24 protein-coding genes and 1 tRNA gene are annotated in these 24286 nt (G+C 35.3%); 14 read left to right on the top strand and 11 right to left on the bottom strand.

Annotated features, from left to right (window positions below):
- Window positions 1–29 precede the first annotated feature (29 nt).
- From THEYE_RS03335 to THEYE_RS03295, 9 genes are all read left to right on the top strand, one after another.
- The gene (locus THEYE_RS03335; RefSeq protein WP_012546465.1) at window positions 30–1235 is read left to right on the top strand and encodes an acetylornithine transaminase; all 1206 of its coding nucleotides are present in this window, start codon (window positions 30–32) and stop codon (window positions 1233–1235) included.
- Window positions 1232–2131, top strand: coding sequence for an ornithine carbamoyltransferase (gene argF / locus THEYE_RS03330; protein WP_012545574.1), 900 nt, complete (start codon window positions 1232–1234; stop codon window positions 2129–2131). The genes THEYE_RS03335 and argF overlap by 4 nt, the downstream gene beginning before the upstream one ends.
- Before the next feature lie 96 nt (window positions 2132–2227).
- Window positions 2228–3994 (top strand): L-lactate permease, encoded by a 1767-nt coding sequence (locus tag THEYE_RS03325; RefSeq protein WP_012546216.1) that lies wholly within the window; start codon window positions 2228–2230, stop codon window positions 3992–3994.
- The gene (locus tag THEYE_RS03320; RefSeq protein ID WP_012545342.1) at window positions 3991–5382 is read left to right on the top strand and encodes an FAD-binding oxidoreductase; all 1392 of its coding nucleotides are present in this window, start codon (window positions 3991–3993) and stop codon (window positions 5380–5382) included. Before THEYE_RS03325 ends, THEYE_RS03320 begins: the two co-directional genes overlap by 4 nt.
- A gap of 10 nt (window positions 5383–5392) precedes the next feature.
- Entirely contained in the window at window positions 5393–6700 is a 1308-nt protein-coding gene (locus THEYE_RS03315) for a (Fe-S)-binding protein (protein WP_239639301.1), read from the top strand.
- Window positions 6693–7229, top strand: coding sequence for a LutC/YkgG family protein (locus tag THEYE_RS03310; protein WP_012545973.1), 537 nt, complete (start codon window positions 6693–6695; stop codon window positions 7227–7229). Before THEYE_RS03315 ends, THEYE_RS03310 begins: the two co-directional genes overlap by 8 nt.
- A 10-nt stretch (window positions 7230–7239) precedes the next feature.
- A complete protein-coding gene (gene ldhH, locus THEYE_RS03305) occupies window positions 7240–9363 on the top strand; it encodes an L-lactate dehydrogenase (quinone) large subunit LdhH (protein WP_012545063.1) in 2124 nt (707 codons plus the stop codon).
- A 45-nt stretch (window positions 9364–9408) separates the two neighbouring features.
- Entirely contained in the window at window positions 9409–10641 is a 1233-nt protein-coding gene (locus THEYE_RS03300) for a methyl-accepting chemotaxis protein (protein ID WP_012546169.1), read from the top strand.
- Window positions 10638–11060, top strand: coding sequence for a PPC domain-containing DNA-binding protein (locus tag THEYE_RS03295; protein ID WP_012546500.1), 423 nt, complete (start codon window positions 10638–10640; stop codon window positions 11058–11060). Before THEYE_RS03300 ends, THEYE_RS03295 begins: the two co-directional genes overlap by 4 nt.
- On the opposite strand, the gene THEYE_RS03290 is transcribed toward THEYE_RS03295, so the two are convergent.
- The 9 genes from THEYE_RS03290 to ileS all read right to left on the bottom strand — a co-directional run bounded on the left by THEYE_RS03290 (window position 11057) and on the right by ileS (window position 18730).
- Window positions 11057–11971, bottom strand: coding sequence for a histone deacetylase family protein (locus tag THEYE_RS03290; RefSeq protein ID WP_012545634.1), 915 nt, complete (start codon window positions 11969–11971; stop codon window positions 11057–11059). The two genes, THEYE_RS03295 and THEYE_RS03290, sit on opposite strands and share 4 nt — an antisense overlap.
- A gap of 79 nt (window positions 11972–12050) precedes the next feature.
- On the bottom strand, window positions 12051–12521 hold the full coding sequence (gene ruvC, locus THEYE_RS03285; protein WP_012545358.1) for a crossover junction endodeoxyribonuclease RuvC: 471 nt from the start codon (window positions 12519–12521) through the stop codon (window positions 12051–12053).
- Complete coding sequence (locus tag THEYE_RS03280; RefSeq protein ID WP_012546496.1) at window positions 12518–13123, bottom strand: D-sedoheptulose-7-phosphate isomerase; 606 nt, start codon at window positions 13121–13123, stop codon at window positions 12518–12520. Before THEYE_RS03280 ends, ruvC begins: the two co-directional genes overlap by 4 nt.
- On the bottom strand, window positions 13123–13608 hold the full coding sequence (locus THEYE_RS03275; protein WP_012546109.1) for an HIT family protein: 486 nt from the start codon (window positions 13606–13608) through the stop codon (window positions 13123–13125). Before THEYE_RS03275 ends, THEYE_RS03280 begins: the two co-directional genes overlap by 1 nt.
- Window positions 13605–14318 carry a uracil-DNA glycosylase gene (locus tag THEYE_RS03270; RefSeq protein WP_012545862.1) on the bottom strand — a complete coding sequence of 238 codons (714 nt, stop codon included), beginning with the start codon at window positions 14316–14318 and terminating at the stop codon, window positions 13605–13607. Before THEYE_RS03270 ends, THEYE_RS03275 begins: the two co-directional genes overlap by 4 nt.
- On the bottom strand, window positions 14303–15154 hold the full coding sequence (locus THEYE_RS03265; protein ID WP_012546443.1) for an NAD(+)/NADH kinase: 852 nt from the start codon (window positions 15152–15154) through the stop codon (window positions 14303–14305). The genes THEYE_RS03270 and THEYE_RS03265 overlap by 16 nt, the downstream gene beginning before the upstream one ends.
- Entirely contained in the window at window positions 15155–15562 is a 408-nt protein-coding gene (tsaE, locus tag THEYE_RS03260; protein WP_012545586.1) for a tRNA (adenosine(37)-N6)-threonylcarbamoyltransferase complex ATPase subunit type 1 TsaE, read from the bottom strand.
- On the bottom strand, window positions 15559–16002 hold the full coding sequence (lspA, locus tag THEYE_RS03255) for a signal peptidase II (protein WP_012546319.1): 444 nt from the start codon (window positions 16000–16002) through the stop codon (window positions 15559–15561). The genes tsaE and lspA overlap by 4 nt, the downstream gene beginning before the upstream one ends.
- Window positions 15983–18730 (bottom strand): isoleucine--tRNA ligase, encoded by a 2748-nt coding sequence (ileS, locus tag THEYE_RS03250; RefSeq protein ID WP_012546193.1) that lies wholly within the window; start codon window positions 18728–18730, stop codon window positions 15983–15985. Before ileS ends, lspA begins: the two co-directional genes overlap by 20 nt.
- Window positions 18731–18860: 130 nt before the next feature.
- Between ileS and ilvC the strand changes: the two genes are divergently transcribed.
- The 4 genes from ilvC to THEYE_RS03230 are packed head-to-tail and all read left to right on the top strand — an operon-like array spanning window position 18861 to window position 22771.
- A complete protein-coding gene (ilvC, locus tag THEYE_RS03245; protein ID WP_012545824.1) occupies window positions 18861–19874 on the top strand; it encodes a ketol-acid reductoisomerase in 1014 nt (337 codons plus the stop codon).
- A complete protein-coding gene (locus THEYE_RS03240; RefSeq protein WP_012545974.1) occupies window positions 19871–20488 on the top strand; it encodes a phosphatidylserine decarboxylase family protein in 618 nt (205 codons plus the stop codon). The genes ilvC and THEYE_RS03240 overlap by 4 nt, the downstream gene beginning before the upstream one ends.
- A gap of 14 nt (window positions 20489–20502) precedes the next feature.
- On the top strand, window positions 20503–21279 hold the full coding sequence (gene pssA / locus THEYE_RS03235) for a CDP-diacylglycerol--serine O-phosphatidyltransferase (protein WP_200855677.1): 777 nt from the start codon (window positions 20503–20505) through the stop codon (window positions 21277–21279).
- A complete protein-coding gene (locus THEYE_RS03230; protein ID WP_012546793.1) occupies window positions 21257–22771 on the top strand; it encodes a 2-isopropylmalate synthase in 1515 nt (504 codons plus the stop codon). The genes pssA and THEYE_RS03230 overlap by 23 nt, the downstream gene beginning before the upstream one ends.
- Here THEYE_RS03230 and THEYE_RS03225 read toward each other — a convergent pair.
- The gene (locus tag THEYE_RS03225) at window positions 22751–23488 is read right to left on the bottom strand and encodes an ATP-binding protein (RefSeq protein WP_012545516.1); all 738 of its coding nucleotides are present in this window, start codon (window positions 23486–23488) and stop codon (window positions 22751–22753) included. The two genes, THEYE_RS03230 and THEYE_RS03225, sit on opposite strands and share 21 nt — an antisense overlap.
- A gap of 7 nt (window positions 23489–23495) precedes the next feature.
- Window positions 23496–23969: a methylated-DNA--[protein]-cysteine S-methyltransferase gene (locus tag THEYE_RS03220; RefSeq protein ID WP_012545669.1), complete on the bottom strand. Its 474-nt coding sequence runs from the start codon at window positions 23967–23969 to the stop codon at window positions 23496–23498.
- Window positions 23970–24058: 89 nt separating this feature from the next.
- Here THEYE_RS03220 and THEYE_RS03215 point away from each other — a divergent pair.
- Window positions 24059–24131: transfer RNA gene (locus THEYE_RS03215), tRNA-Lys, on the top strand.
- Window positions 24132–24286 lie beyond the last annotated feature (155 nt).

The raw sequence follows: 24286 nt of genomic DNA, 5'->3' as shown, positions 1-24286 counted from the left end.
CTTAAATATTTATGGTATTATAAAGCTTTATGGAAGAAAAGGAAATAATAAAACTTTCAGAAAAACTCTTTATTCCTACTTACTCAAGATACCCATTGGTGTTGAGAAAAGGACGTGGCGTAAAGGTATGGGATATAAATGGCAAGGAATATCTTGATTTTCTTGCAGGAATTGCAGTTAATGTTCTTGGACACTGCCCAAGAAAAGTAGTAATGGCAGTCCAGAAACAGGTGCAAAGACTCATTCACGTATCAAACCTTTACTATACTGAGCCCCAACTTGCTCTTGCACAAATATTGATAAAAAATTCCTTTGCAGATAGAGTATTTTTCTGCAATTCAGGGACAGAAGCAAACGAAGGCGCACTAAAACTTGCAAGAATATATATGAAAAACAAATATGGTAAAGAGCGATATGAGTTTATTTCTGCCTATAATTCCTTTCATGGCAGAACATTCGGAAGCCTTAGTGTAACTGGGCAGGAAAAGTATCATCACGGCTTTGAGCCTCTTTTAAAGGGAATAAAATTTGTTCCATTTAATGATCCTGATGCTATTGCTAATGCTATAACTGAAAAAACCTGTGCAGTTATTCTTGAACCTATTCAAGCAGAGGGAGGCATAAATGTTCCTGATAAAAACTATCTACCCAAGGTAAGAGAAATCTGCGACAAAAAGGGTATTCTTCTAATTCTTGACGAAGTTCAAACAGGCATAGGCAGAACAGGAAAACTTTTTGCTTATGAACATTTTGGGATTGAACCGGACATTATGACTCTTGCAAAAGGACTTGGTGGTGGAATTCCAATCGGAGCCATACTTACAAAGGAAGAAATTGCCAGCGCATTTACTTCAAAAACCCATGCCTCAACCTTTGGTGGAAATCCTGTTGCCTGTGCATCTGCTGTAGCAACACTTGAAACAGTGCTTGAAGATGGCTATTTACTTGACTATTGTCAGAGAATGTCCAAATATTTTATGAAGAAACTAAATTCAATAAAAGATAAATATCCTGAAAAAATAAAAGAAATAAGAGGAATGGGACTTCTCATAGGAGTAGAACTAACATTTAGTGCTACAGAAATAGTTAAAAAATGTATGGAAAAGGGACTACTTATCGGCACAGCAGGAGATGGTTCTGTGATTAGATTCACACCTCCTTTAATTATTGAAAAAGAAAACATAGATGAGGCAATATCAATAGTTGATAAAGCTCTGAAGGAGGTATCAGTTTGAAAAGAGATTACCTGAGAGTATTTGATTTTGATAAACAGGAATTCCTTTTCCTAATAAAAAGAGCTATAGAGCTTAAGTCAAATAAAGATTATTTAAAATATCCTCTCATTGGCAAATGTGTAGGTATGATTTTTGAAAAACCTTCAACAAGAACAAGAGTTTCCTTTGAAGTGGCTATTTATCAGCTTGGTGGACATCCTGTTTATTTAAGCCAAAGAGAATTACAACTTTCAAGGGGAGAAACAGTAAAAGACACTGCTCAGGTTCTGTCACGCTACTTAAATGCTGTTGTAATAAGAACCTTTTCTCATAGTATAATTGAAGAATTTGCAAAATGGTCAGATGTTCCTGTTATAAATGCTCTCACTGATAGCCATCATCCTTGTCAGGCTATGGCAGACATGATGACTATCTTTGAGAAAAAGGGCTATCTTGAAGGAATTAAAATTGCCTATATTGGAGATGGCAATAATGTAGCAAACTCTCTTATTGAAGCCTCTGCCTTAACAGGAGCTAAAATCAATATAGCTACTCCTCAGGGATTTGAACCTCTTGAAGAATCAGTAGAAAAAGCAAAAAATATGACGGAAATAAATCTTTTTAATGATCCCTATGAAGCAGCATTGGATGCTGATGTTATATACACAGATGTCTGGCTCAGCATGGGAGAGGAACAACATACTGAGAAAAAAGAAAAATTCAAAAACTTTCAGATAAATTCAATTTTATTAAAAAAAGCAAAAAAAGATGCTATAGTCATGCACTGTCTGCCTGCCCACAGAGGGGAGGAAATCACTGATGAAGTGCTTGACGGACCTCAAAGCGTGGTATTAGACCAGGCAGAAAATAGACTCCATACAGAAAAAGCAATTCTTGAGTTTTTGCTGAATTTGTAGGAATATTCCTACAATAATGTAAGAATATTCTGATTTACAACTTCCTTTAAATCATGCATAATTTATTAAAAATTTTATAAAAAGGAGGTTAAAGCTATGCCTTGGACAATGGATATTAATCCGTTGGGTAGTCTTGCCTTAAGTGCCTTAGTTGCGGCAGTGCCTATTCTTTATCTTTTCTGGGCACTCGCCTATAAAAGAATGAAAGGGCACTGGGCAGCAATTTCTGCGGTTGCTATTGCTGTTCTTATTTCTATTATCGCCTATGGAATGCCTGTTAATCTTTCAGTTCTTTCAATTTTTAATGGATTTCTTTTTGGTCTATGGCCTGTCTGCTGGATAGTTGTAACTGCTGTTTATATTTACAACCTGTCTGTTGAAACAAAACAGTTTGAAATTATTAAAAACTCTCTTGCCGCAATCTCTGATGACAGAAGAGTTCAAGCAGTAATTATTGCTTATTCTTTCGGTGCATTTCTTGAAGGTGCAGCAGGATTTGGCACTCCTGTTGCAATTTCAGCAGCGATGCTTGCAGGATTAGGTTTCAATCCAATTTATGCTGCAGGTATCTGTCTTATTGCAAACACAGCGCCTGTTGCCTTTGGTGCAATCGGAATTCCAATAGTTGTTGCTGCAGGAGTCTCTGGAGTAGATATGATGGCAATAAGTAAGATGGTTGGTAGACAACTTCCTTTCTTCAGTATAATTGTTCCTTTTTATATGGCTGTTGTAATGGCTGGATGGAAAAAAGCTGTTGAAATCTGGCCTATACTTCTTGTAAGTGGAGGTTCCTTTGCATTAACTCAGTTTTTAGTATCCAACTACATTGGTCCTTATTTGCCAGACATTCTGTCAGCTATTGTTTCAATAATTGCAACAGTAATATTTGCTAAAATATGGCATCCTAAGGAATCATGGACATTTGAACATGAAGCAGCTGCTGTCGGAAGAGCAAAGCTTGAGTTTACTGCAGGACAGGTATTTAGAGCATGGGCACCTTTTATTCTTCTTTCAATTTTTGTTGCTGCATGGGGAGTAAAGCCAGTAAAAGCTGCACTTGATCAAATTGCTACATTGAAATTCCCAATTGCAGGACTTGATAAAGCAGTTATAGATCATCTTGGTAAACCAAAAGCCGCAGTATATGCCTTTAATATCCTTTCAGCAGCAGGAACAGCAATTCTTTTTGCAGGTATTCTTTCAATCCCTGTCATGGGAGCATCAATTGGAACTGCTTTAAGAGTCGCAGGAAAAACACTTAATCAACTTAAATGGCCTATAGTAACAATTGGAACAATTCTTGGATTTGCTTATCTTTACAACTTCTCTGGTATGGCAATTACTCTTGGATATGCTTTCGCATCCACCGGAATTATCTTTCCATTCTTTGCAGCATTCCTCGGTTGGCTCGGAGTTTTCATGACTGGTTCAGATACATCTTCTAATGCACTTTTTGGAAAGCTTCAGGAAGTTACAGCCCGTCAAATTGGAATAGACCCTGTGCTTACAGTGGCAACAAACTCTTCTGGTGGTGTTTTTGGAAAAATGATTTCTCCTCAGTCAATCGCTGTTGCAACAGCAGCTACTGGATATGTAGGACATGAAGGAGATATCTTCAGATTCACCCTTAAACATTCAATTATCCTTACATTTATAATGGGAGTACTTGCAATGCTTCAGGCTTATGTATTTACATGGATGATTCCTCAATGGGAACAGGTTGTTCAAGCTGCTGTACAAGCGACAAAAGCAGCTGCTCCTGTTAATATTCAGGAAGGAATCAACTATCTTATTGCCACATTTGCAATTTCTCTATTCATAGTAATCCTATCCAGAATAATTGGTAAGGGAGTTGTAAAATGATTGATAGTAACTTCATAAATAAATGTAGGAATATTTTCGGCACAGAAAATGTTCTTACTGACAGGGCTGAGTTAATCACATACAGCTATGATGCCACCCCCGGGATTCCCCGTGAGATTCCCGGGGTGGTTGTTTTCCCTGAAAATACAAAGCAAATTCAGAAGCTAATTTTTCTTGCGAGACAGACAAAAACTCCGATATATCCAAGAGGAGCTGGAACATGCTTGAGTGGCGGTCCTGTACCCTTAAGCAAAGGTGTTGTTGTTTCCTTTCAAAAAATGAATAAAATAGTTGAGATAGACCCAGACAATCTCACAGCAACCGTGCAGCCAGGTGTGGTTATTGCTGACTTAAATGCAGCAGTTGCAAAATACGGACTAATATACCCACCTGATCCTGGTTCTATGGCAACAGCAACTGTTGGTGGTTCTGTTGCTGAAAACTCAGGTGGGCTAAGAGGCTTAAAATACGGAGTTACGAAACATTATATAATGGGAATGGAAGTTGTTATGCCTACAGGAGAAGTTTTCCGTTTTGGTGGCAAAACAGTTAAAAATGTCACTGCCTATGATTTTACTCATCTTTTTGTTGGTTCAGAAGGAACTCTCGGAATAATAACTGAGATAATCTGTAAGCTTATACCTGCTCCCAAACATCGTAAAGCAATGATTGCCTTCTTTGATAAACTTGAAGATGCTGGTAAAACTGTTACAGATATTGTTCGTAATCATGTCATACCTGCAACCCTTGAAATAATGGATAAAGTCACTATTCAAACAGTTGAAAACTATGCAAAAGTAGGACTTCCTACTGATGTGGAGGCACTTTTACTCATAGAAGTTGATGGAATGGGAAAAGACTCTGTTGAGTGGGAAGCAGAAAAATGTGTTGAGATTATAAAACAAAACAATGGTAAATATAAAATCGCTGAGACTGATGCTGAAAGAGACTCTCTATGGGCAGCAAGAAGAGCTGCTCTTCCAGCACTTGCTCAGGTAAAGCCTGCTACAGTTCTTGAAGATGCAACAGTGCCAAGAACAAAGATTGTTGATATGCTGATTGCCATCCAAAACATAGCTAAAAAATATAATCTCATGATTGGAACATTTGGACATGCAGGAGATGGTAATCTTCATCCAACCCTGTTAATTGATCCAATGGATAAAGAAGAAATGGAAAAAGTTCATAAAGCAGTAGATGAAATATTTGATTCAGCTCTTTCCTTAGGAGGAACTCTTTCAGGAGAGCATGGCATAGGTGTGGCAAAGTTAAAATATCTGAAAAATGAAATCGGACGTGCAGGAGTGGAAACAATGAGAAGGATAAAGCAGGCTCTTGACCCTGACAATATTTTAAACCCTGGCAAACTTGTTCCTATGGAGGATTAAGTTGGCAACAGTGATTTCAAAAACAGTATTTGATGATGTGGAAACTTTAAAAAAGGAATTAATTAGATGCATGAAATGCGGAAACTGCATGTCTGCATGCCCTATCTACAATGTAGAAAAAAAGGAATCCTCTGTTGCAAGAGGTAAAATTGCTTTGGGAGAAGCTGTTTTATCTGATGAAATTAATATAGATGATGAAACTCTTGTAAAACTTATTTTTAACTGTCTTGTCTGTAAATCCTGTATGCTCGCATGCCCTTCCGGAGTTCGCTATGATAGAATTATTCTTGGACTGAGAGCTGCAATAGCAAAGAAAAAGGGCATTCCATTTGTTAAAAAAGCCCTCTTCGGACTTCTAAAGAATCCAGAACTTTTTGACAAGGGGATGAAAGCCTTCGCAACAATGCAAGGACTATTTCTTAGGGAAGAAGGAGAGAAAATAAGAACACCAAAAAGATTTCTCAAAGGAATAAGTCCAAGATTTGATGAACAATTTATTCTGCCGGAACTTTCTCGGGAAAGCTTTAGAGATAGAGTAAATGAGACTGTAGAGGCTAAATCTTCTCAAGCTACTGTAATATTCTTTACAGGTTGTTCTGTCAATTATCTATATCCAGAAGTTGGCGATGACTTACTCTATGTATTAAATAAAAATAATGTCTCAGTTATAACTCCTAAAAAACAGAACTGCTGTGGAATGCCTGTAATGGTTCATGGAGATATTGATACAGCAAGAGAACTTGCAAGAAAAAACATTGATATCTTTGAACAAACCAATGCTCAATACATAGTCACTGTTTGTGGTTCCTGTGGAAGCGCCTTAAAACATGAATATCCCCTAATTCTTGAGGGAACAGAGCATGTAGAAAAGGCAAAAAAATGGGCTGAAAGAGTTTATGATATATCCACATTTCTTTTAAAAGTTATTAATCTTGAGCCACCAAAGGGAAAAGTTGAGCTTAAGGTTACATATCATGATTCCTGTCATCTTAAAAAATCCATGAAGGTATTTAATGAGCCAAGACAACTTCTTAAAATGATTCCTGGACTTACTCTCATAGAAATGAAAAAACCCGATGCCTGCTGTGGTAGTGGTGGAAGCTATCACCTAACTCATGCAGATACCTCTATTAAAATAGCAAAGGCAAAGGCTGAAGACATAAAAGCAACAGGAGCAGATACTGTTTGCACAGGCTGTCCCGCCTGCATGATGGAGATTTTTGAAAGCATGCACAGATTTGACGGACAATGTAATGTTACACATACTGTAAGTTTATTGGCACAATCTTATAAAGCTGAGGAGAAAGAAAATGTTTGAAAAATTTAAACAAAAGGCAGAAGCAATAAATGCAGAAGTACACTTTTTTAACAGTAAAGCAGAGGCACTTGAATTTATAAAGGATTTTATTAAACAAAATACTTCCAAAGCTATTTCTAAAGAGGTTGTATGGTGTGATTCAATCTTTCTTGAAGGAATAGATAAAGACGCACTGCAAAAAGAGTTGCCCCAGATTGAGTTTAATATAGACCTTAATTCTGCCTCTTCAGCCAAAATAGGTATAAATCAAGTTGATTTCGGCATTGCCGAAACTGGAAGTCTTGTTGAAATAGCTGAAATAATTTTTAAAAGACTTTGCTCCATTTTACCAGAAATTCATATAGCAATTCTTCCCATAAAAAAAATTTTACCTGATATAGAATCAGTAATGAAACAGGTAGATATAAAAAAGATTCCATATATGACAATAATAAGTGGACCAAGCCGAACAGCTGATATAGAAAGAGTTCTTACAATCGGAGTTCACGGACCAGAAAGGGTTATTATTCTTTGTGTGGATGATTTTTAGGAGGCTATAGATGATTAGAGAAGAAATTAAAAAAGCTTTACAGAATGCCAATCTTTCTGGAGCATTAACAAGATTTTCGGAAGCCTATGCTGTAAGCAGGCAGAAAGCCTATGAAGGACTTAATTTTGAAGAATTAAGAGAAAAGATTGCATCAATTAAATCCTATGTAGCTGAGCACCTTGATGAACTTATTCAAACTTTTATTAATTCAGCAACAGAAAATGGAGCAAAGGTTTTTTATACAAAAAGTCCTGATGAGGTAAGAAACTACATTATTGAACTTGCAAAGAAAAATAATGTAAAAAGCATTGTTAAATCTAAATCAATGGCAACAGAAGAAATTCATTTAAATAAATATCTCAAGGAACACGGCATTGAAGTTAATGAAACAGACCTTGGAGAATGGATAATTCAGCTCGCTGGGCAAAGGCCTTCACATATGGTGCTACCAGCAATACATTTAACAAGATATGATGTCTCAGATGTTTTTACGAAAAAAGTTGAACCTGTTGAACCAGACATTGCCAGAATGGTTAAGTTTGCAAGAAAACATTTAAGAAGAAAGTTTCTTGCAGCAGATATGGGTATTACAGGAGCAAATATAGCTATTGCAGAAACTGGAACACTTGTTATATTTACAAATGAAGGAAATGCCAGATTAACAATGGCATTACCCAAAATTCATGTTGCTGTTGTTGGAGTTGAAAAACTTGTTGCTAAGATGGAAGATATATTCCCAATTATAAAAGCTCTTCCAAGAAGCGCAACAGCCCAACTTATAACAAGTTATATATCTTTTGTAACGAAACCCTACAGGCATATAGATGGTTCTCAAAAAGAATTTCATATAATATTATTTGACAATAACCGCAGTGTAATAGCAAAAGACCCGATTTTTAAACAAAGCCTGCAATGCATCCGCTGTGCTTCATGTTTGAATGTATGTCCTGTATTCAGACTCATTGGTGGACATGTTTTTGGTAAAGTTTATACTGGAGGAATCGGAACTATTCTTACAGCATGGACAGAGGGGCTTAAAGCTTCAAAGGATATTCAAGGACTCTGTATTCAATGCGGAAACTGTGTCAGAGTATGTCCAGGTAAAATAGATATTCCTGAATTAATATTAGAGATAAGAAAAAGATTAGCCAAAGAAGAAGGACTTAATTTTAAAACTAAAGCAATATACTCTGTAGTAAACAACAGAAAACTTTTTCATTCAATTTTGAGAGCTGCTTCAAAACTTCAAAAGCCTTTTGAAAAACAAGGCTTTATAAGGCATCTGCCCTTCTTCCTTTCAGAATTAACAACTGAACGCAGCCTCCCAGCGATTGCAGATGTTCCATTCAGGGACAGATTTAAAAAAATTAAACAACCTAAATCTAACAAAAAAGCTGTCTTTTTTGCAGGCTGTCTTATTGATTTTGCTTATCCTGAAATAGGTGAAGCTCTTGTTAAACTACTTAATGCTGCAAACATAGAAGTGCTTTTCCCTGAAGAGCAAACATGCTGTGGCGCACCTGCAAGATACTCAGGAGTAATGGATGTAGCAGCTAATAACTCTAAGCAAAATATTGAAGCACTTCTTAGTGTTGATGCAGACTATATTGTCTCAGCATGTCCAACATGCACCGTAGCTCTTAAAAAACAGTTTGTTAAAGATTTAAAAGAACAAAACTATGGAGAGGACTTAATAAACTCAGCTCAAAGACTGGCAGAAAAAGTATTGGATGCTTCAGAATTAATCAATAAACTAATAAAGGAAGATAAAATTAAGTTTGATAAACTTCCTGAAACTGCATTTACTTATCATGATCCTTGCCATCTTATAAGAAGTCTTGGTATCTATAAAGAGCCAAGAGAAAGTCTTGAATCTTCAGGAATGAAACTTATTGAGATGTTTGAATCAGATACATGCTGTGGTATGGGCGGCTCTTACTCCCTGAAATTCCCAGAGATTTCAGGAAATATACTTAGAAGAAAGCTTGATAATATCATAAAAACTGAAACAAAACTTGTATGCACAGACTGTCCCGGGTGTGTAATGCAGATTAGAGGTGGAGTTGACAAGGAAGGACTCCCAATTGAAGTAAAACATTCCCTTCAAGTTCTTGCAGAGAGGCTTAAAAAATAAAATTAAAATACAAATTGTACATATATAGACAACGGAGGGGAATATATGTTCACAAATCTTAGCATTGGTAAAAAACTTAGCATAGGATTTGGAATGTTCATTTTTCCTCTTGTATTTATTATAATTTTGATGGTATTACTTCTTATTCAAATTCAGTCATTCAAAGATTCTGACACTTTTCAAACAATCCGAACAATCTCCATTATAACTACTTCTATTGCTTTCTTTGGGATATTAACAGGATTTCCGATAGCCTTATCTATTTCAAAATCTATAAGAAAATCAGCAAAAGAACTTAAGTCAGTGCTTAATACCCTGAATAAAGGAGATTTCACAGTAGACATTAATGTATATACTAAAGACGAACTTGGTGAGGCATCCCAAATTTTACATGAAATTATTTTAAAACGAAGAAAATTTTTTGCTGACTCAAAACTCATATCTGACTCTCTTGCATCATCTTCTGAAGAACTTTCAGCAACAACAGAAGAAATATCAAGAAACCTCAAATCCCAGACAGAAAGAGCAAGCCAGATAGCCTCTGCAGCAGAAGAAATGAGCCAGACAGTAGTAGACATAGCAAAGAATGCATCAAACATAGCAGAAGTAAGTGTAACAACAGCCAGTGTTGCAAAAGAAGGCAAAGACATGACAATGAACACAGCACAAGAGATAAAAGTAATTGAAGGAGCAATAGGGAAACTTTCAGAAGTAATCAATGTATTAGGAGACCGTTCTCGTCAGATAGGAGAGATAGTAACAGTGATCAAAGACATAGCAGACCAGACAAATCTACTTGCATTGAATGCAGCAATAGAAGCAGCTCGGGCAGGAGAGCAAGGAAGAGGCTTTGCAGTAGTTGCAGATGAAGTAAGAAAATTAGCAGAGAGGACAACAAAGGCAACAGATGAGATAGCGGAGATGATAAGAGGGATACAGACAGAGGTAGATGTAGCAGAGGGGTCAATGGAAGATGCAACGAAGAAAGTGGCAAGTGGAGTTGAGCTAAGCAACAAGTCAGCAGAGATACTTGGGCAGATATTGAGCAAAGCACAAGAACTTCAGTCAATGATACAGCAGATAGCATCTGCAACAGAGGAGATGTCTTCAGTAACAGACCATATAACACAGGATATAGGAAGCATAGCAGAGGGAATAAAGGAAATCACAATTACTGTAGAACAAACTGCCAAAACTGCATCTGATATTAAAAAACTTGGAAAAGATTTAAATATTGCAATAGGTATTCATAAAGCTAAAAAGGAGGAAGAAAAATGATTAAAAATTTCAATGTAAAAAAAGTTTTTCAGGGTAGACTTTTTAAAGGAGAAGAAATCATCTCTGGACTCAATAAGTTTTTAAAAGAAAATTCTATAAAAGCTGGATTGGTAAACGGAATAGGTGCTGTAACAAGAGTTAAAATTGGGTATTACGACCAGAGTGAAAAAAAATATATTTCTCATGATTTTAATGAACCTATGGAGATACTATCTCTAAAAGGGAATATTTCACTGAAAGATGGAGAAGCTTTCCCACATATTCATATTGTTCTGTCAAAAAAGGATTTCTCATGCATTGGTGGACATCTCTATGAAGCGGAAGTTTTTGCTTTTGAGTTTGAGATAATAGAATTTGAAGGTAATTATTTTGAAAGAGGATTTGACGAGGAAACAGGATTATTTTTATGGAAAAGTTAACTCAGCATTTCTTCAAGAGTTACTCCAACGCATTCAGCTAAAACCTGAGCATTGTATCCGCCTTCAAGAACGAATATCTTAGGAGCATAGGAAGACTTGAGAATGCTTCTTATAATGCTTCTTACCCCCTCTGTTGTCACATTTATGTAACTCATGGGGTCATCTTTATGCATATCATATCCTGCTGATACAAGAATAAGTTCTGGTTTAACTTCTCTTATTTTCTGAGGCATTATATCCTGAAAAACTGTCAAATATTCCTTTGTGCCTGAACCTGACCTTAATGGAACATTATATGTACATCCTTCTCCTGCACCTCTTCCCATTTCAAGTTCTCTACCCGTCCCTGGATAAAATGGGAATTGATGAGAGCTAAAATAAAAAACAGAACAATCATCCTCAAATATATGTTGAGTTCCATTTCCGTGATGCACATCAATGTCAACGATAAAAATCTTTTTAAATCCCTTTGTTTTTGCATAGGCAGCACCAACAGCAATATTATTAAAAATACAAAATCCCATAGCACTGTCTATTTCAGCATGATGTCCAGGAGGTCTAACTGCGCAGAAAACTCCATCAAAATCTTTATTTAAAACTCCATCCACTGCTTGAAGAACAGCACCTACAGCATAACATGCTACCTCATAAGAATGTTCACTAAGATATGTATCTGGCTCTATATATCCAGCAGGAGAATTTTTAATTTTATCAATATAATGAGGCTCATGGACCAGTGCCAATTCTTTTTCTGTTGCCTTTCTTGGCTTAATATGCAGAAGTTTTCTCCAGATTTCTTTATTTTTAAGGTGGTTTACAATGGCTATTAGCCTTTCCTTTGACTCAGGATGACCTTCTGGTGTTTCATGTTTTAAAAATATATCATCATATATAAATGCAACATTATCCATAAAAAATGATACCCACCTATTGAACTTAAAGTCAAGCTTAAAGGGGAATCTGTATCTATATCCGAAAATTAATTTCTCTTTACATAAAATTTGTCTTTGAATTGATATGGCATATAGCAACAGCTAAAGCGTCTGCACAGTCATAGGAAATCTTTTTATCAATATGTAAAAAATTATAAACCATGCTTTTAACTTGAACCTTATGCGCTCTTCCATAGCCTGTTAGTGCTTTTTTTATTTCAGTAGAACTATATTCATAAACAGGAATCTCTTTTTGAGCTGCCACTAAAAAAGCTATTGCTCTTGCATATCCAAGAACAAATGAAGAAGTAATCTTTTTGCCAACAAATATTTTTTCTACTGCCATTTCATCAGGAGAATACTTTTCAACCATGCTCAAAAGAATTTCATAAATAGATTTGAGTCTATAAGGCAGACTGATATCATGGGAAAGATTAATCGTATTAGCATGGATTAATTTCATCTGTTTAGCATCTACAATTCCATATCCAAAATGTCTGCTACCTGGGTCAATGCCTATAACTGTCATTGTTTGAGTTTCTTTTTAGCTGCTGGAATCTCAAATAGTATATCTTCCACAAGTTCACATAAAATATGTCCAAGTGTAATATGAGTTTCCTGAATTCTTGGAGTATCCTCTGATGGAACTGCAAATGCATAGTCAACTTTTGAAATTAATTTTTCACCCTTTTTACTGGTAAATGCTATAGATTTAAGCCCTCTTTTTTTAGCTACCTCAATTGCCTTAATAACATTTCTTGATGAACCAGATGTGCTAATTCCGATTACAATATCTCCAGATTCTCCCAATGCTTTAACCTGCTTTGCAAAAATCTCAGAATAGTCATAATCATTTGCTATTGCTGTAAGCACAGCCATATCTGTATTTAAAGCAATTGCAGGCAATCCAGGTCTTTCTCTTTTAAATCTATTAACAAACTCTGCTGCTATATGAGATGCATCTGTAGCACTACCGCCATTTCCAAAAATCAAAATTTTACCACCTTCATTAAGAGACTTTGCAATAATCTCAGCAACTTCTTTAATTAAACTAATATTTTCTCTAAAAAATTGCTCTTTAACCCTGACTGATTCTTCATAAGCTTTCCTTATTTTGTCTTCTATTTCCATTATCCTTCCCCCTTAAAACATGGATAGAGTTTATCATAAGTTACAAGGATATGCTCTGGAACTACTCGCACATCCTCAAGTATGGTCATAAATCCCACATCTCCTGCCCATCTTGGTACAATGTGCCAGTGAAGATGTTCATCAATACTTGCAGAAGCAACCACTCCTATATTAAGTCCTATATTAAATCCATCTGGATGAAGCACCTTTTTCAAACATTTCAAGCATTTAACAGTAAGAACCATACATTCTGTAAGTTCTTCTACTTTTAGTTCTTCAAGGCTATGCACATGTCTGTAAGGAACAACCATAAGATGTCCTGAACTGTAAGGATATTTATTCATAATAATAAAGGAAAGTTTGCCTCTGTAAAGAATTAAATTATCCCTGTCTTTGTCTTCTTTTGGTTTGTCACAGAATATACATCCTTTTTCTTTATGCCCCAATATGTATTCAATTCTCCATGGCGCCCATAGAACCTTCATCTAAGCCTCCTTAAAGCTTCCTGCGCATCTTCCCATGTAAGCCATTTATCTTTTTTGTTTCTAAGCAAATAAGCTGGATGAAATGTAGGAATAACAGGAATTTGATTGTAGGGGAATACCTTGCCTCGTAGTTTAGATATATGTAAATCTTTAAGCTTCCCATTCATGCCCATTAATGTATAGGTTGCCACTTTACCAAGACTGATAATAACTTGAGGAGATATTATCTCTATCTCTCTTTTTAGATAATCAAAGCATGTAGATATTTCACTTTCAAAAGGATCTCTATTCATTGGAGGATGACATTTAACAGTATTAGTTATATAAACATCTTCTCTCTTAAAACCCATCTTCTCTATAAGGCTTGTTAAAAGTTTCCCTGCTTCACCAACAAAAGGTCTTCCTTGTAAATCCTCATCAACCCCTGGGGCTTCACCAACAAACATAAGTTTTGCATTAATATTACCTTCTCCGCATACAGGATTTTTTCTTGAGTTACTCAATGGACATTTTTTACATTTCTTAATTTCTTCATTCAAAATCTCCATAAGTGACTTCACGTTTTTAGAGGACTCATTATAATGCAAAGGTGAAGCAGATACACAGTTTTGCCCAAATAATGACTGAATAAACCCCTGAGGCAACTCATTAAATCCAAGAGTTTTATAAAAATTCAGAATCTCAACTATATTATTTATCTCTCTCCCCATCTTAGCTTCTCTCTTAGAACTCTGAAATAATCTCTACCTAAAGGTGCGATAAGATAGGTTTTTTCATTAGCTATTCTACATCTAACCCTATCATTTTTCTGTAAAGGAAGTCCGATTTGCCCATCTATTGTCAAAAATATATCTCTGACATGTGATGATATAATTATATCAATTGTAAAATGGTCAGGGAGAACCAAAGGCCTGACACTGAGAGTATGAGGACATATCGTTGTAAATACTAATCCCTTTAATGTTGGATACAATATAGGTCCTCCTGCTGAAAGATTGTAAGCTGTTGAACCAGTTGGCGTAGATACTATTATACCATCAGCCTTTATTGTTGATACATAAACATCGTTTATAATTAAACCAAAATCTGAAATCTTTGCCATTATACCTTTCCCGATTACAAGGTCATTAAGTCCAAGATATTCATTTATTACCTGTTCATCTCTGAAAATCTGAGCATTTATCATGCTTCTTTCTTCTATTTCATAATGACCTGAAAATATTTGTTCTAAGCTATCAAATAAATCACTTTTTGGAATCTCTGTGATAAATCCAAGCTTTCCCATGTTTATTCCGATTATTGGAATTTTTTTTCCACCAATGAGTCTGGAGGCAGATAACATGGTCCCATCTCCTCCAAGAACTACTACCGCATCAGAATTTTGGATTGCCATTATTTCAGAATGATTAAAACTGGAAAAGATTCCTACAGAGTGAAAAACTATGCATTCAGTGCCTTTATTTTTCAGCCAATCCTGAACTTTAATGGCTGTTTCCAGAGCTGAATTGTCATTTTCCTTATAAAGAATTGAGAGTTTCTTAAACATTTAAATCTCCATCTCAAAAACTCTTGTTGTTTCATCAACTAAATCTATTGTAATCTTTAATGCATTTTCAGGCAACTCATTAATGCTTTGAGCCCATTCTATAACGCACGTGCCGAGTTCAAAATACTCCCATAAATCAATATCTTCTTCTTTTACATTATCAAGCCTGTAAAGGTCAATATGATAAAAATTAGCTTCTGGATAATGAGATACTATTACAAAACTTGAGCTTGCTATATCTTTCTCCTCTATGCCAAATGCTGAAGCAATTCCTTTTGTCAAAACAGTTTTCCCTGTTCCCATCTCTCCGTAAAGAGCTATAACATTAATTCCTTGTTTTTGCACAAAACTTCCTATCATTTTTCCTAAAATTTTTGTTTCCTTTTCAGAGTAAGTAAAAATTTTCATTTTTTTAAGTTCTTATAGACAAAAAGAACAATTCCTATACTTATAGCTGAATCAGCTACATTAAAGGCTGGCCAGTGAAGATTTTTCAGATGAAGGTCTATAAAATCTATAACATACCCATAAATCAGCCTATCAATGATATTCCCTAATGCTCCTGCAATTATAAGAGAATAAATAAACCAGTTTTGAGTGTCTTTGAAATACATATAAACAAGAAACCCTGTAACTACTAAAGCTATAATTATAAAAAATCCTGAACCGAGAAATTTAAACATTCCAAAAGCAGTGCCTGTATTTTCAACATAAACTAAATTTAAAAAAGGTAATAGCTTCACTATTCCATCAGGAGATAGAAATTTAATAGCAAGATATTTTGTAATCTGGTCAATCAAAAGAATTAGAAAAATTGATATAGAAGTTTTATAAAGCTTTAATGACATGATAACATCGCGGGCATAAATCAGGAATTTCAAGTTTTCCAACCATTGGAGAGTAATTCCAACATCTTTGACATTTCTGCCCTTCAGCTTTATCTATAGTAACAGTAAATTCAGTATCCTTAGATTCTAAATCACTCAATTTTACCTGAGAAACAATAAAAAGCGTTGGTAGGAAATCATAATAGGGGCTTAAAAATTTCTTCAATTCCGGATTAACGGAAAGTATTACTTTTGCTTCAAGGGAGTTTCCTATGAATTTTTCCTGCCTTTTAATCTCAAGAGCTTTATTAACTTCATCCCTTATCTCAATCAATTTTTCCCATTTTAACTGTAGTTCTTCATCTATAAAACTTTCTTCTATCTCTGGCATCCTATCTAAGAATACGCTTTCAGTTTTCTTAAATGGAAGATGTTGCCATGCCTCCTCTGCTGTAAATGAAAGAATTGGAGCGATTAACTTAATTAAAGAATCAGCAATATTATATAAAACCCATTGTGCTGCTCTTCTTTCTGGTGAGTCAGATTTAAATGTATAAAGTCTGTCTTTTAAAATATCAAGATAAAAGGCACTCATGTCAGTAACGCAAAAGTTATATATCGCATGAAAGACTTGATGAAATTCAAAATTTTCATATGCAAGCCTTACTTTCCCAATTAATTTTTGAAGTCGCATCATTGCCCATCTGTCTATCTCCAGAAGTTGGTCTGTGTAGTCTTTAGCATCATAATCATAAATATTACCAAGCAGATATCTTAAAGTATTTCTTATCTTTCTATAAGCCTCTGTAAGCCTTTGCAAAATTTCCTGTGAAAGCTTTATATCATCTCTGTAATCTTCTGCTGAAACCCAAAGTCTTACAATATCAGCTCCGTTGGATTTTATAATTTCCTGTGGAGATATTACATTCCCAAGAGATTTTGACATTTTTCTTCCTTGCCCATCAACTGTAAATCCATGAGTAAGAACAATTTTGTAGGGAGCTTTTCCTTTATTACCAAGAGAAGCTATTAAAGAACTTTGAAACCATCCCCTGTGCTGATCACTTCCTTCAAGATACATGTCAGCAGGCCAACTAAGTCTCGGGTCTCTCTCAAGAACTGCTGCATGGCTTACCCCTGAATCAAACCATACATCAAGAATATCTTTTTCTTTATCAAAATCCCTTGAACCACACTCTGGGCATGAGTAATCAGGAAGTAAATCATGAAGATTTAGTTTAAACCATACATCAGAACCTTCTTTTTCAACAAAAGCATATATTTTATCAAAAAGTTCTTCCTCTTTAATTATACTTCCACATTTTTTACAAACAAATAAAGTAATCGGCACTCCCCATGCTCTCTGACGGGAGAGACACCAATCAGGTCTTCTCTCCACCATTGAGTAAATTCTCTCTCTCCCCCATGAAGGAATCCATCTTACTTTATCTATTTCCTGAAGAGCACGATGGCGAAGGTCTTTATGACTCATTGAAATAAACCACTGAGTTGTTGCTCTGAAAATTATAGGTTTTTTACATCTCCAGCAATGCGGATAAGAATGGGTAATTTTCCCTTCCCAGATTAATGAGCCATTTTCTTTCATATGCTCTATTATTGCTTTATTTGCTTTAAAAACATTTTCTCCCGCAAAATAAGGAACATCCTCTGTAAATCTGCCTTTATCATCAACAGGTGCATAAATATCAAAACCATATTTTAATCCAACCTCATAGTCTTCATCTCCATGTCCAGGTGCTATATGGACTACTCCTGTACCTTCACCTGTTTCAACAAAATCAGCAACCACGACTTTTGATACTCTGTCAATAAATGGATGTTTAGCTTTTATGCCTTCAAGTTTTGAACCTTTGATCTCAAACAATGGTGTTTCATCAATATCAATTTTGTCTTTTAAGTTTTTAATTGCTTCCTTAACTATTACAAGTATTCCCTTTGAACTTTTAACTCCGACATAATCAAAATCTGGATGAACAGCTAATGCTAAATTTGCAGGTAATGTCCAGGGAGTTGTTGTCCATATAACAATATATAAAGGTTCATTTTTAACAGAAAATCTATCTCTATCAATTACTTCAAAGGCAACAAATATTGAAGGAGATTCCTTATCAGCATACTCAACTTCTGCATCAGCTAAGGCTGTTACACATGAAGGACACCAGTAAACAGGCTTTTTGCCACGATAAACATAACCATTTTTAACAAAACTCAAAAATTCTTTTACTATTGTAGCTTCGTATTCATTAGACATTGTAATATATGGCTCATCCCAGTAACCAAAGACTCCCAGACGAATAAACTCATCTCTTTGAATATTGATAAATTTTTCTGCATATTCTCTACAGAGTTGTCTTTTCTTAAAAATATCAATATTTTCTTTTTCTTTACCGAGTGATTTATCTACCTGTAGCTCAATAGGAAGACCATGACAATCCCAGCCTGGAACAAAGGGGCTGTATTGACCAAGCATTGAATGGTATTTAACAATTATATCTTTGAGAATTTTATTCAAAGCATGACCAATATGTATATGTCCGTTAGCATAGGGCGGTCCATCGTGAAGTATAAAGCATTTCCCACCAAGAGATTTATTCTTGTTCTCAAGATTTTCATATACCCTGTGTTCTTTCCAGAACTTCAAAATAGCAGGTTCCCTTTCAGCAAGATTTGCCTTCATAGGAAATCCTGTCTGAGGTAAGTTAAGGGTATCTTTGTAATCCTGAGACATAAATAAAAGAATACCACAATATTTTTTTAAAATTCAAATTTAAAGCTTCTAATGCTTAATAAAGTGAAAACTATATAATGTATGTGTTATAATTCTAAAAATTTTATAACAATTTCTCGGAGGTGTAAGGATGAAAATTTATTACGATACTGATGTAAATACTGATATTCTTAAGGGCAAAAAAATTGCAATAATCGGTTACGGCAGTCAAGGCCATGCCCATGCTAATAATCTTAAAGACAGCGGTTTTGATGTTATAGTAGGCGTGAGAAAAGGAAAAAGCTGGGAAAAGGCTGAAAATGCAGGGCTTACAGTAATGACAGTTGCTGATGCTTCAAAAATGGCAGATATCATAATGATTCTTACGCCAGATGAACTTCAGGCAGATTTGTATAAAAATGAGATAGAGCCGAATATAAAAAAAGGCGCTTTTCTTGCTTTTGCTCATGGATTTAATATTCATTTTGGACAGATTGTGCCTTCTTCAGATATCAATATATTCATGGTTGCACCAAAAGGACCAGGACATCTTGTAAGAAGTGAATATCTAAAAGGTATGGGAGTTCCTTGTCTAATGGCAGTTCATCAGGATCCATCAGGCATAACCAAAGATGTTGCCCTTGCCTATGCAGTAGGAATTGGTGGTGGTAGAGCAGGAATTATTGAGACAACATTTAAAGATGAGACAGAAACAGACCTTTTTGGCGAGCAAGTTGTTCTTTGCGGTGGATTAACAGCTCTTATCACAGCAGCTTATGAAACACTGGTTGAGGCAGGATATCCACCAGAGCTTGCTTATTTTGAGTGTCTCCATGAAGTAAAATTAATTGCTGACCTTATATATGAAGGTGGAATTTCTACTATGCGTTATTCAATTAGTAATACTGCTCAATACGGAGACCTTACAAGAGGTCCAAGAGTCATTAATAGCTCTGTAAAGGCTGAAATGAAAAAAATTCTTAATGAAATCCAAAGCGGTCAATTTGCCAAAGAATGGATTCTTGAATGCAAAGTAGGAAAACCAACCTTCAATGCTCTTACAAAGCAAGGGGAGGAACATCCAATTGAAAAAGTAGGAGAAAAGCTAAGAGCCATGATGCCGTGGCTTAAAAGTTCAAAGCTTGTGGATAAATCTAAAGCATGATTAGAAAAGAAGGATTACCTTATATAGGAGGAGCTTTATTTTTAAGCTCCTTTTTCTACTTATTATGGCTTGAGCCTGTAGCAATTGCTTTTGCGATTCTCAGCCTATTCTTTCTTTATTTTTTCCGTGATCCGGAAAGGACACCACCTGCGGACCCAAATGTAGTGGTTTCTCCAGCAGATGGAAAAGTAATATCAATAAAACAACATGGAGAGAGTTTTTGCGATAAAGGTCATACTGAAATAAGTATTTTCATGTCTCCCTTTGATGTGCATGTAAATAGAGCACCCTTTGATGGAATTGTTAAAGAAGTGGTTTACACACCCGGAAAATTTTTTTCAGCATTTAAAGAAAAAGCTTACAGAGAAAATGAAAATATAAAAATAACTATTCAAACTCAACACGGCAATATAGTTGTAAGACAAGTTGCTGGTTTTGTTGCAAGGAGAGTTGTCTGCTGGATTAAGGAAGGAGACAGTCTCAATAAAGGCGAAAGATTCGGTATGATTAAATTTAGTTCCAGGGTTGATATATGTTTACCTTCCTTTTTCAAAATTAATGTTAAGGTGGGAGACAAAGTTAAAGCAGGCAAAAACATTATTGCATCTATTTAAAAAACATGATAAAAGTGAGAAAAAAGAAAATAAGAGATCCTGATAGAAAACCAGCCAAAGGTGTTTATATCCTACCCAATGCTTTAACTCTTTGTGGAATGTTTTTTGGCTTTTATGCGATTATTTCAGCAATAAATGGAAAGTTTATTTATGCTGCATGGGCTATAATCCTTGCAAACATATTTGACGGACTTGACGGTTGGGTAGCAAGACTTACAAGAACAACAACACGCTTCGGTGTAGAGCTTGATTCTCTTTCTGATCTTGTAGCATTCGGAGTAGCGCCTTCTATTCTTATATATAAATGGGCATTGTTTGATTTTGGCAGAGTTGGTTTTGCCATAGCTTTTTTATTTGCTGCATGCGGTGCTTTAAGATTGGCAAGATTTAATATTCAGTCAGGAGGAGGAATAAAATCTTTTAAAGGCTTGCCCATTCCAGGTGCTGCAACAATGATTGCTGCTACAGTTATTTTCTGTCAGGACATACTGAATTTTACTCCTCAAAAAAATATATTTTTCCCTGCTTTGACTTTTTTATTATCTTTTATGATGGTTAGTAATCTTAAATTTCATGGACTTAAAGAAGTTGATTTTAAGGAAAAAAAACCTTTTTGGATACTTTTGTTTTTTATTCTTTTAATCTTCTTCATAGTAATTCATCCACAGATTGCAATATTTACACTTGCCAGCATTTACGTATTATCAGGTATAATTGAAAATATAATAATTTTAATTAAAAAAAGAAAACAAAAACCTGAGGTGCAAGATGAGAAGAATAAAAATATTTGATACTACCCTTAGAGATGGAGAACAGTCTCCCGGAGCATCAATGAATGTTGATGAAAAAATTCAAGTGGCAAAACAGCTTAAAAAACTTGGGGTTGACATAATAGAAGCAGGATTTCCTATAGCATCTCCAGGAGATTTTGAAGCAGTCAATAGAATTTCAAAAGAAGTTAAGGGTATTGTAGTTGCAGGACTCTGTAGAGCCCGGGATGAAGACATTGAAAGAGCTGCTGAGGCTTTGAAACCTGCAGAACAGAAAAGAATACATACTTTTATTGCCACCTCAGATATACATCTTAAATATAAACTCAGAATGGACAGAGACCAAGTAATTCAGGCTGCGGTTAAAGCTGTTAAAAAAGCAAAACAGTACACTGATGACGTTGAGTTTTCAGCTGAGGATGCAACTCGGTCAGATTGGGACTATCTCTGCAAAGTAACTGAAGAAGTAATAAAAGCAGGTGCTACAACTGTAAATATACCAGATACAGTGGGATACACAATTCCACAGGAATATGGAGAACTTATTGAGTATCTTATGAATAAAGTCCCCAATATAGACAAAGCCACAATAAGTGTTCACTGTCATAATGATCTCGGACTTGCTGTTGCAAACTCACTTACTGCAATACTTAAAGGTGCAGGACAGGTTGAATGCACAATAAATGGCATTGGTGAAAGAGCAGGGAATGCTGCTTTAGAAGAAATAGTTATGGCTTTAAAGGTAAGAAACGACTTTTTCAAAGCTGATACTGGAATTGTAACTCAGGAGATTTATAGAACAAGCAGACTTATAAGTAAAATTACAGGCATGGTTGTTCAGGCTAATAAAGCAATTGTTGGAGCAAATGCCTTTGCCCACGAAGCAGGAATCCATCAGGATGGTGTGCTAAAGGAAAGAACAACCTATGAAATAATGAGACCAGAAGACATAGGAATTCCAAGTTCAAAGATTGTTCTTGGTAAACATTCTGGTAGACATGCATTCAAGAAAAGACTTGAAGAACTTGGATTTAGCTTAACAGAAGAAGAAATAAACAGGGCATTTGAAAGATTTAAAAAGCTTGCTGACCAAAAAAAGTATATATTCAATGAGGACATTGAAGCACTTGTTTCAGATGAAGTTCTAAGAATTGCAGAGGTTTATCAGTTAATAGACCTTGAGGTAGCAAGTGGAACCAAGAAAAAACCAACAGCCACAGTAAAAATGAAAATAAACGGAGATGAAAAGGAAATAACAGTGTCTGGAGATGGTCCTGTTGATTCCGTGTATAGAGCTATCACAGAACTTACAGGTTCAAAGGCGGAACTAAACAAGTTTGAGATAAAAGCAATTACAGGCGGAACAGATGCTCTTGGTGAAGTAACAGTTATTCTTGAAGAAGGAGGACATACTGTAAGAGGACATGGTTCTGACACAGATATAATTGTTGCTTCTGCAAAAGCCTATATTAATGCCCTGAATAAGCTTGCTTTAAAAAATCTGAAGACTTAAGACAAACTGATAGGCAGACCGCCCTGTTGTTCCATGGATTAAAGCCCATTCTCTGGCTTTTTTGGTCAGTTCTTCAGGATTTAAATCTATCCCAGCAACTGTTGCGTAATGTTTAACAATATCAAGATACTGCTCCTGTGAAAATCTATAAAATCCTATTCTTAAACCAAATCTCTCAATCAATGAAGCGCGCTCTTGAAGGCTGTCTTCGGGAAAAAGCTCATTGTCACTCTGGGATACAGCAGGCATGAGATTTCTCCTGTTTGAAGTAGCATAAATAACAGAATTCTCAGGAATTTCCTCTATCCCTCCATCCATGACGATTTTTAAATCTCTGAATTCCTGTTCATTTTCATTGAATGACAGGTCATCTATAAAAATAATAAATCTAAAATCTCTGTGTTCATAGATAATGTCATAAAGATAAGGCATTGTGATAATATCATTTTTTAAAACCTGAATCATTCTTAAAGAAGATTTTTTAAAATAACCAAGCAAACTTCTTATAAGGGTAGTCTTACCTGTTCCTCTTTCTCCCCATAAAAGGACATTATTAACCCTTTTGCCCTCAATAAAAGCTTTTGTATTTGAAAGAAGTAACTCTTTTTGCTTGTCAATTCCAAAAAGTTCTTTGATATCATATTTGGGAAGCCTGTTAACAATTTTCAAGCTTTTTTCTTTACCATTCCAAATAAATGCTTGATGTTGAACAAACATGTATCTATTATAACATCCTGTGATGAAGTTTCATTAATTGAAATTTGTAAAGCGTAGACCTTTCATGCTCTATAAGCCACTTTTTTATTTCTATTCCAAGACTGTATCCACCCAATGTTCCATCTGACTTAATCACCCTATGACAGGGAATAATGATTGGCAAAGGATTTCGCTTTAAAGCCTGTCCAATAGCTATTGGCGATGTATTAAGCTTTTTCGCAAGCCAATTATATGTAACAGTTTGCCCGTATGGAATTTCACAAGTTACTTCAAGAACTTTTTTATCAAACTCTGAGATATTTTGGATATTGACAGGATAGTTAAACTCTAAGAGTTCACCTTTAAAATATGAATTCAACTGCTTAACAAAATTTAATGCAAATTCAGGAATAGTTGTATTTTTATCGGAGTCTGTTATGAATATTTTTTTTACTGATAAAAAAGAATCAAAGACAATTCCCAGTAATCCAATAGGAGTCATCACACATGCAAAATACATTTTCTATTATAACAGAATGAGAAATGAGATAAGTTGACCTTTTAACACGCTTTTTTGTATCCTATTTTTGTGGGCCGTTAGCTCAGCTGGTAGAGCAGCTGACTCTTAATCAGCGGGTCGCAGGTTCGAATCCTGCACGGCTCACTTAATTGATAAAATCTTTATTAAAAATGCTCCTTTCCCTTTAGGGCAATATTTTATCTACATTTTAGTCTCTATTTTCAGTAACTTTCGCGCAGATGAAGAAGACTCGAGGCAGGATTCTTCGCTATCAATCAGAAAAAAGATGGTACTATGTT

This window comes from Thermodesulfovibrio yellowstonii DSM 11347, from assembly GCF_000020985.1.
In the GTDB taxonomy this organism is placed as follows: Bacteria; Nitrospirota; Thermodesulfovibrionia; order Thermodesulfovibrionales; family Thermodesulfovibrionaceae; genus Thermodesulfovibrio; species Thermodesulfovibrio yellowstonii.
The sequence above is the reverse complement of the archived record's forward strand: the minus strand, read 5'-3'. Positions and strand labels throughout refer to the sequence as shown.

Coding starts and splice junctions, on each gene's coding strand:
- THEYE_RS03335 (WP_012546465.1), top strand. CDS start 30: ATGGAAGAAAAGGAAATAATAAAACTTTCAGAAAAACTCTTTATTCCT.
- THEYE_RS03325 (WP_012546216.1), top strand. CDS start 2,228: ATGCCTTGGACAATGGATATTAATCCGTTGGGTAGTCTTGCCTTAAGT.
- THEYE_RS03320 (WP_012545342.1), top strand. CDS start 3,991: ATGATTGATAGTAACTTCATAAATAAATGTAGGAATATTTTCGGCACA.
- THEYE_RS03310 (WP_012545973.1), top strand. CDS start 6,693: ATGTTTGAAAAATTTAAACAAAAGGCAGAAGCAATAAATGCAGAAGTA.
- ldhH (WP_012545063.1), top strand. CDS start 7,240: ATGATTAGAGAAGAAATTAAAAAAGCTTTACAGAATGCCAATCTTTCT.
- THEYE_RS03300 (WP_012546169.1), top strand. CDS start 9,409: ATGTTCACAAATCTTAGCATTGGTAAAAAACTTAGCATAGGATTTGGA.
- THEYE_RS03295 (WP_012546500.1), top strand. CDS start 10,638: ATGATTAAAAATTTCAATGTAAAAAAAGTTTTTCAGGGTAGACTTTTT.
- THEYE_RS03290 (WP_012545634.1), bottom strand. CDS start 11,971: ATGGATAATGTTGCATTTATATATGATGATATATTTTTAAAACATGAA.
- ruvC (WP_012545358.1), bottom strand. CDS start 12,521: ATGACAGTTATAGGCATTGACCCAGGTAGCAGACATTTTGGATATGGA.
- THEYE_RS03280 (WP_012546496.1), bottom strand. CDS start 13,123: ATGGAAATAGAAGACAAAATAAGGAAAGCTTATGAAGAATCAGTCAGG.
- THEYE_RS03275 (WP_012546109.1), bottom strand. CDS start 13,608: ATGAAGGTTCTATGGGCGCCATGGAGAATTGAATACATATTGGGGCAT.
- THEYE_RS03270 (WP_012545862.1), bottom strand. CDS start 14,318: ATGGGGAGAGAGATAAATAATATAGTTGAGATTCTGAATTTTTATAAA.
- THEYE_RS03265 (WP_012546443.1), bottom strand. CDS start 15,154: ATGTTTAAGAAACTCTCAATTCTTTATAAGGAAAATGACAATTCAGCT.
- tsaE (WP_012545586.1), bottom strand. CDS start 15,562: ATGAAAATTTTTACTTACTCTGAAAAGGAAACAAAAATTTTAGGAAAA.
- lspA (WP_012546319.1), bottom strand. CDS start 16,002: ATGTCATTAAAGCTTTATAAAACTTCTATATCAATTTTTCTAATTCTT.
- ileS (WP_012546193.1), bottom strand. CDS start 18,730: ATGTCTCAGGATTACAAAGATACCCTTAACTTACCTCAGACAGGATTT.
- ilvC (WP_012545824.1), top strand. CDS start 18,861: ATGAAAATTTATTACGATACTGATGTAAATACTGATATTCTTAAGGGC.
- THEYE_RS03240 (WP_012545974.1), top strand. CDS start 19,871: ATGATTAGAAAAGAAGGATTACCTTATATAGGAGGAGCTTTATTTTTA.
- THEYE_RS03230 (WP_012546793.1), top strand. CDS start 21,257: ATGAGAAGAATAAAAATATTTGATACTACCCTTAGAGATGGAGAACAG.
- THEYE_RS03225 (WP_012545516.1), bottom strand. CDS start 23,488: ATGTTTGTTCAACATCAAGCATTTATTTGGAATGGTAAAGAAAAAAGC.
- THEYE_RS03220 (WP_012545669.1), bottom strand. CDS start 23,969: ATGACTCCTATTGGATTACTGGGAATTGTCTTTGATTCTTTTTTATCA.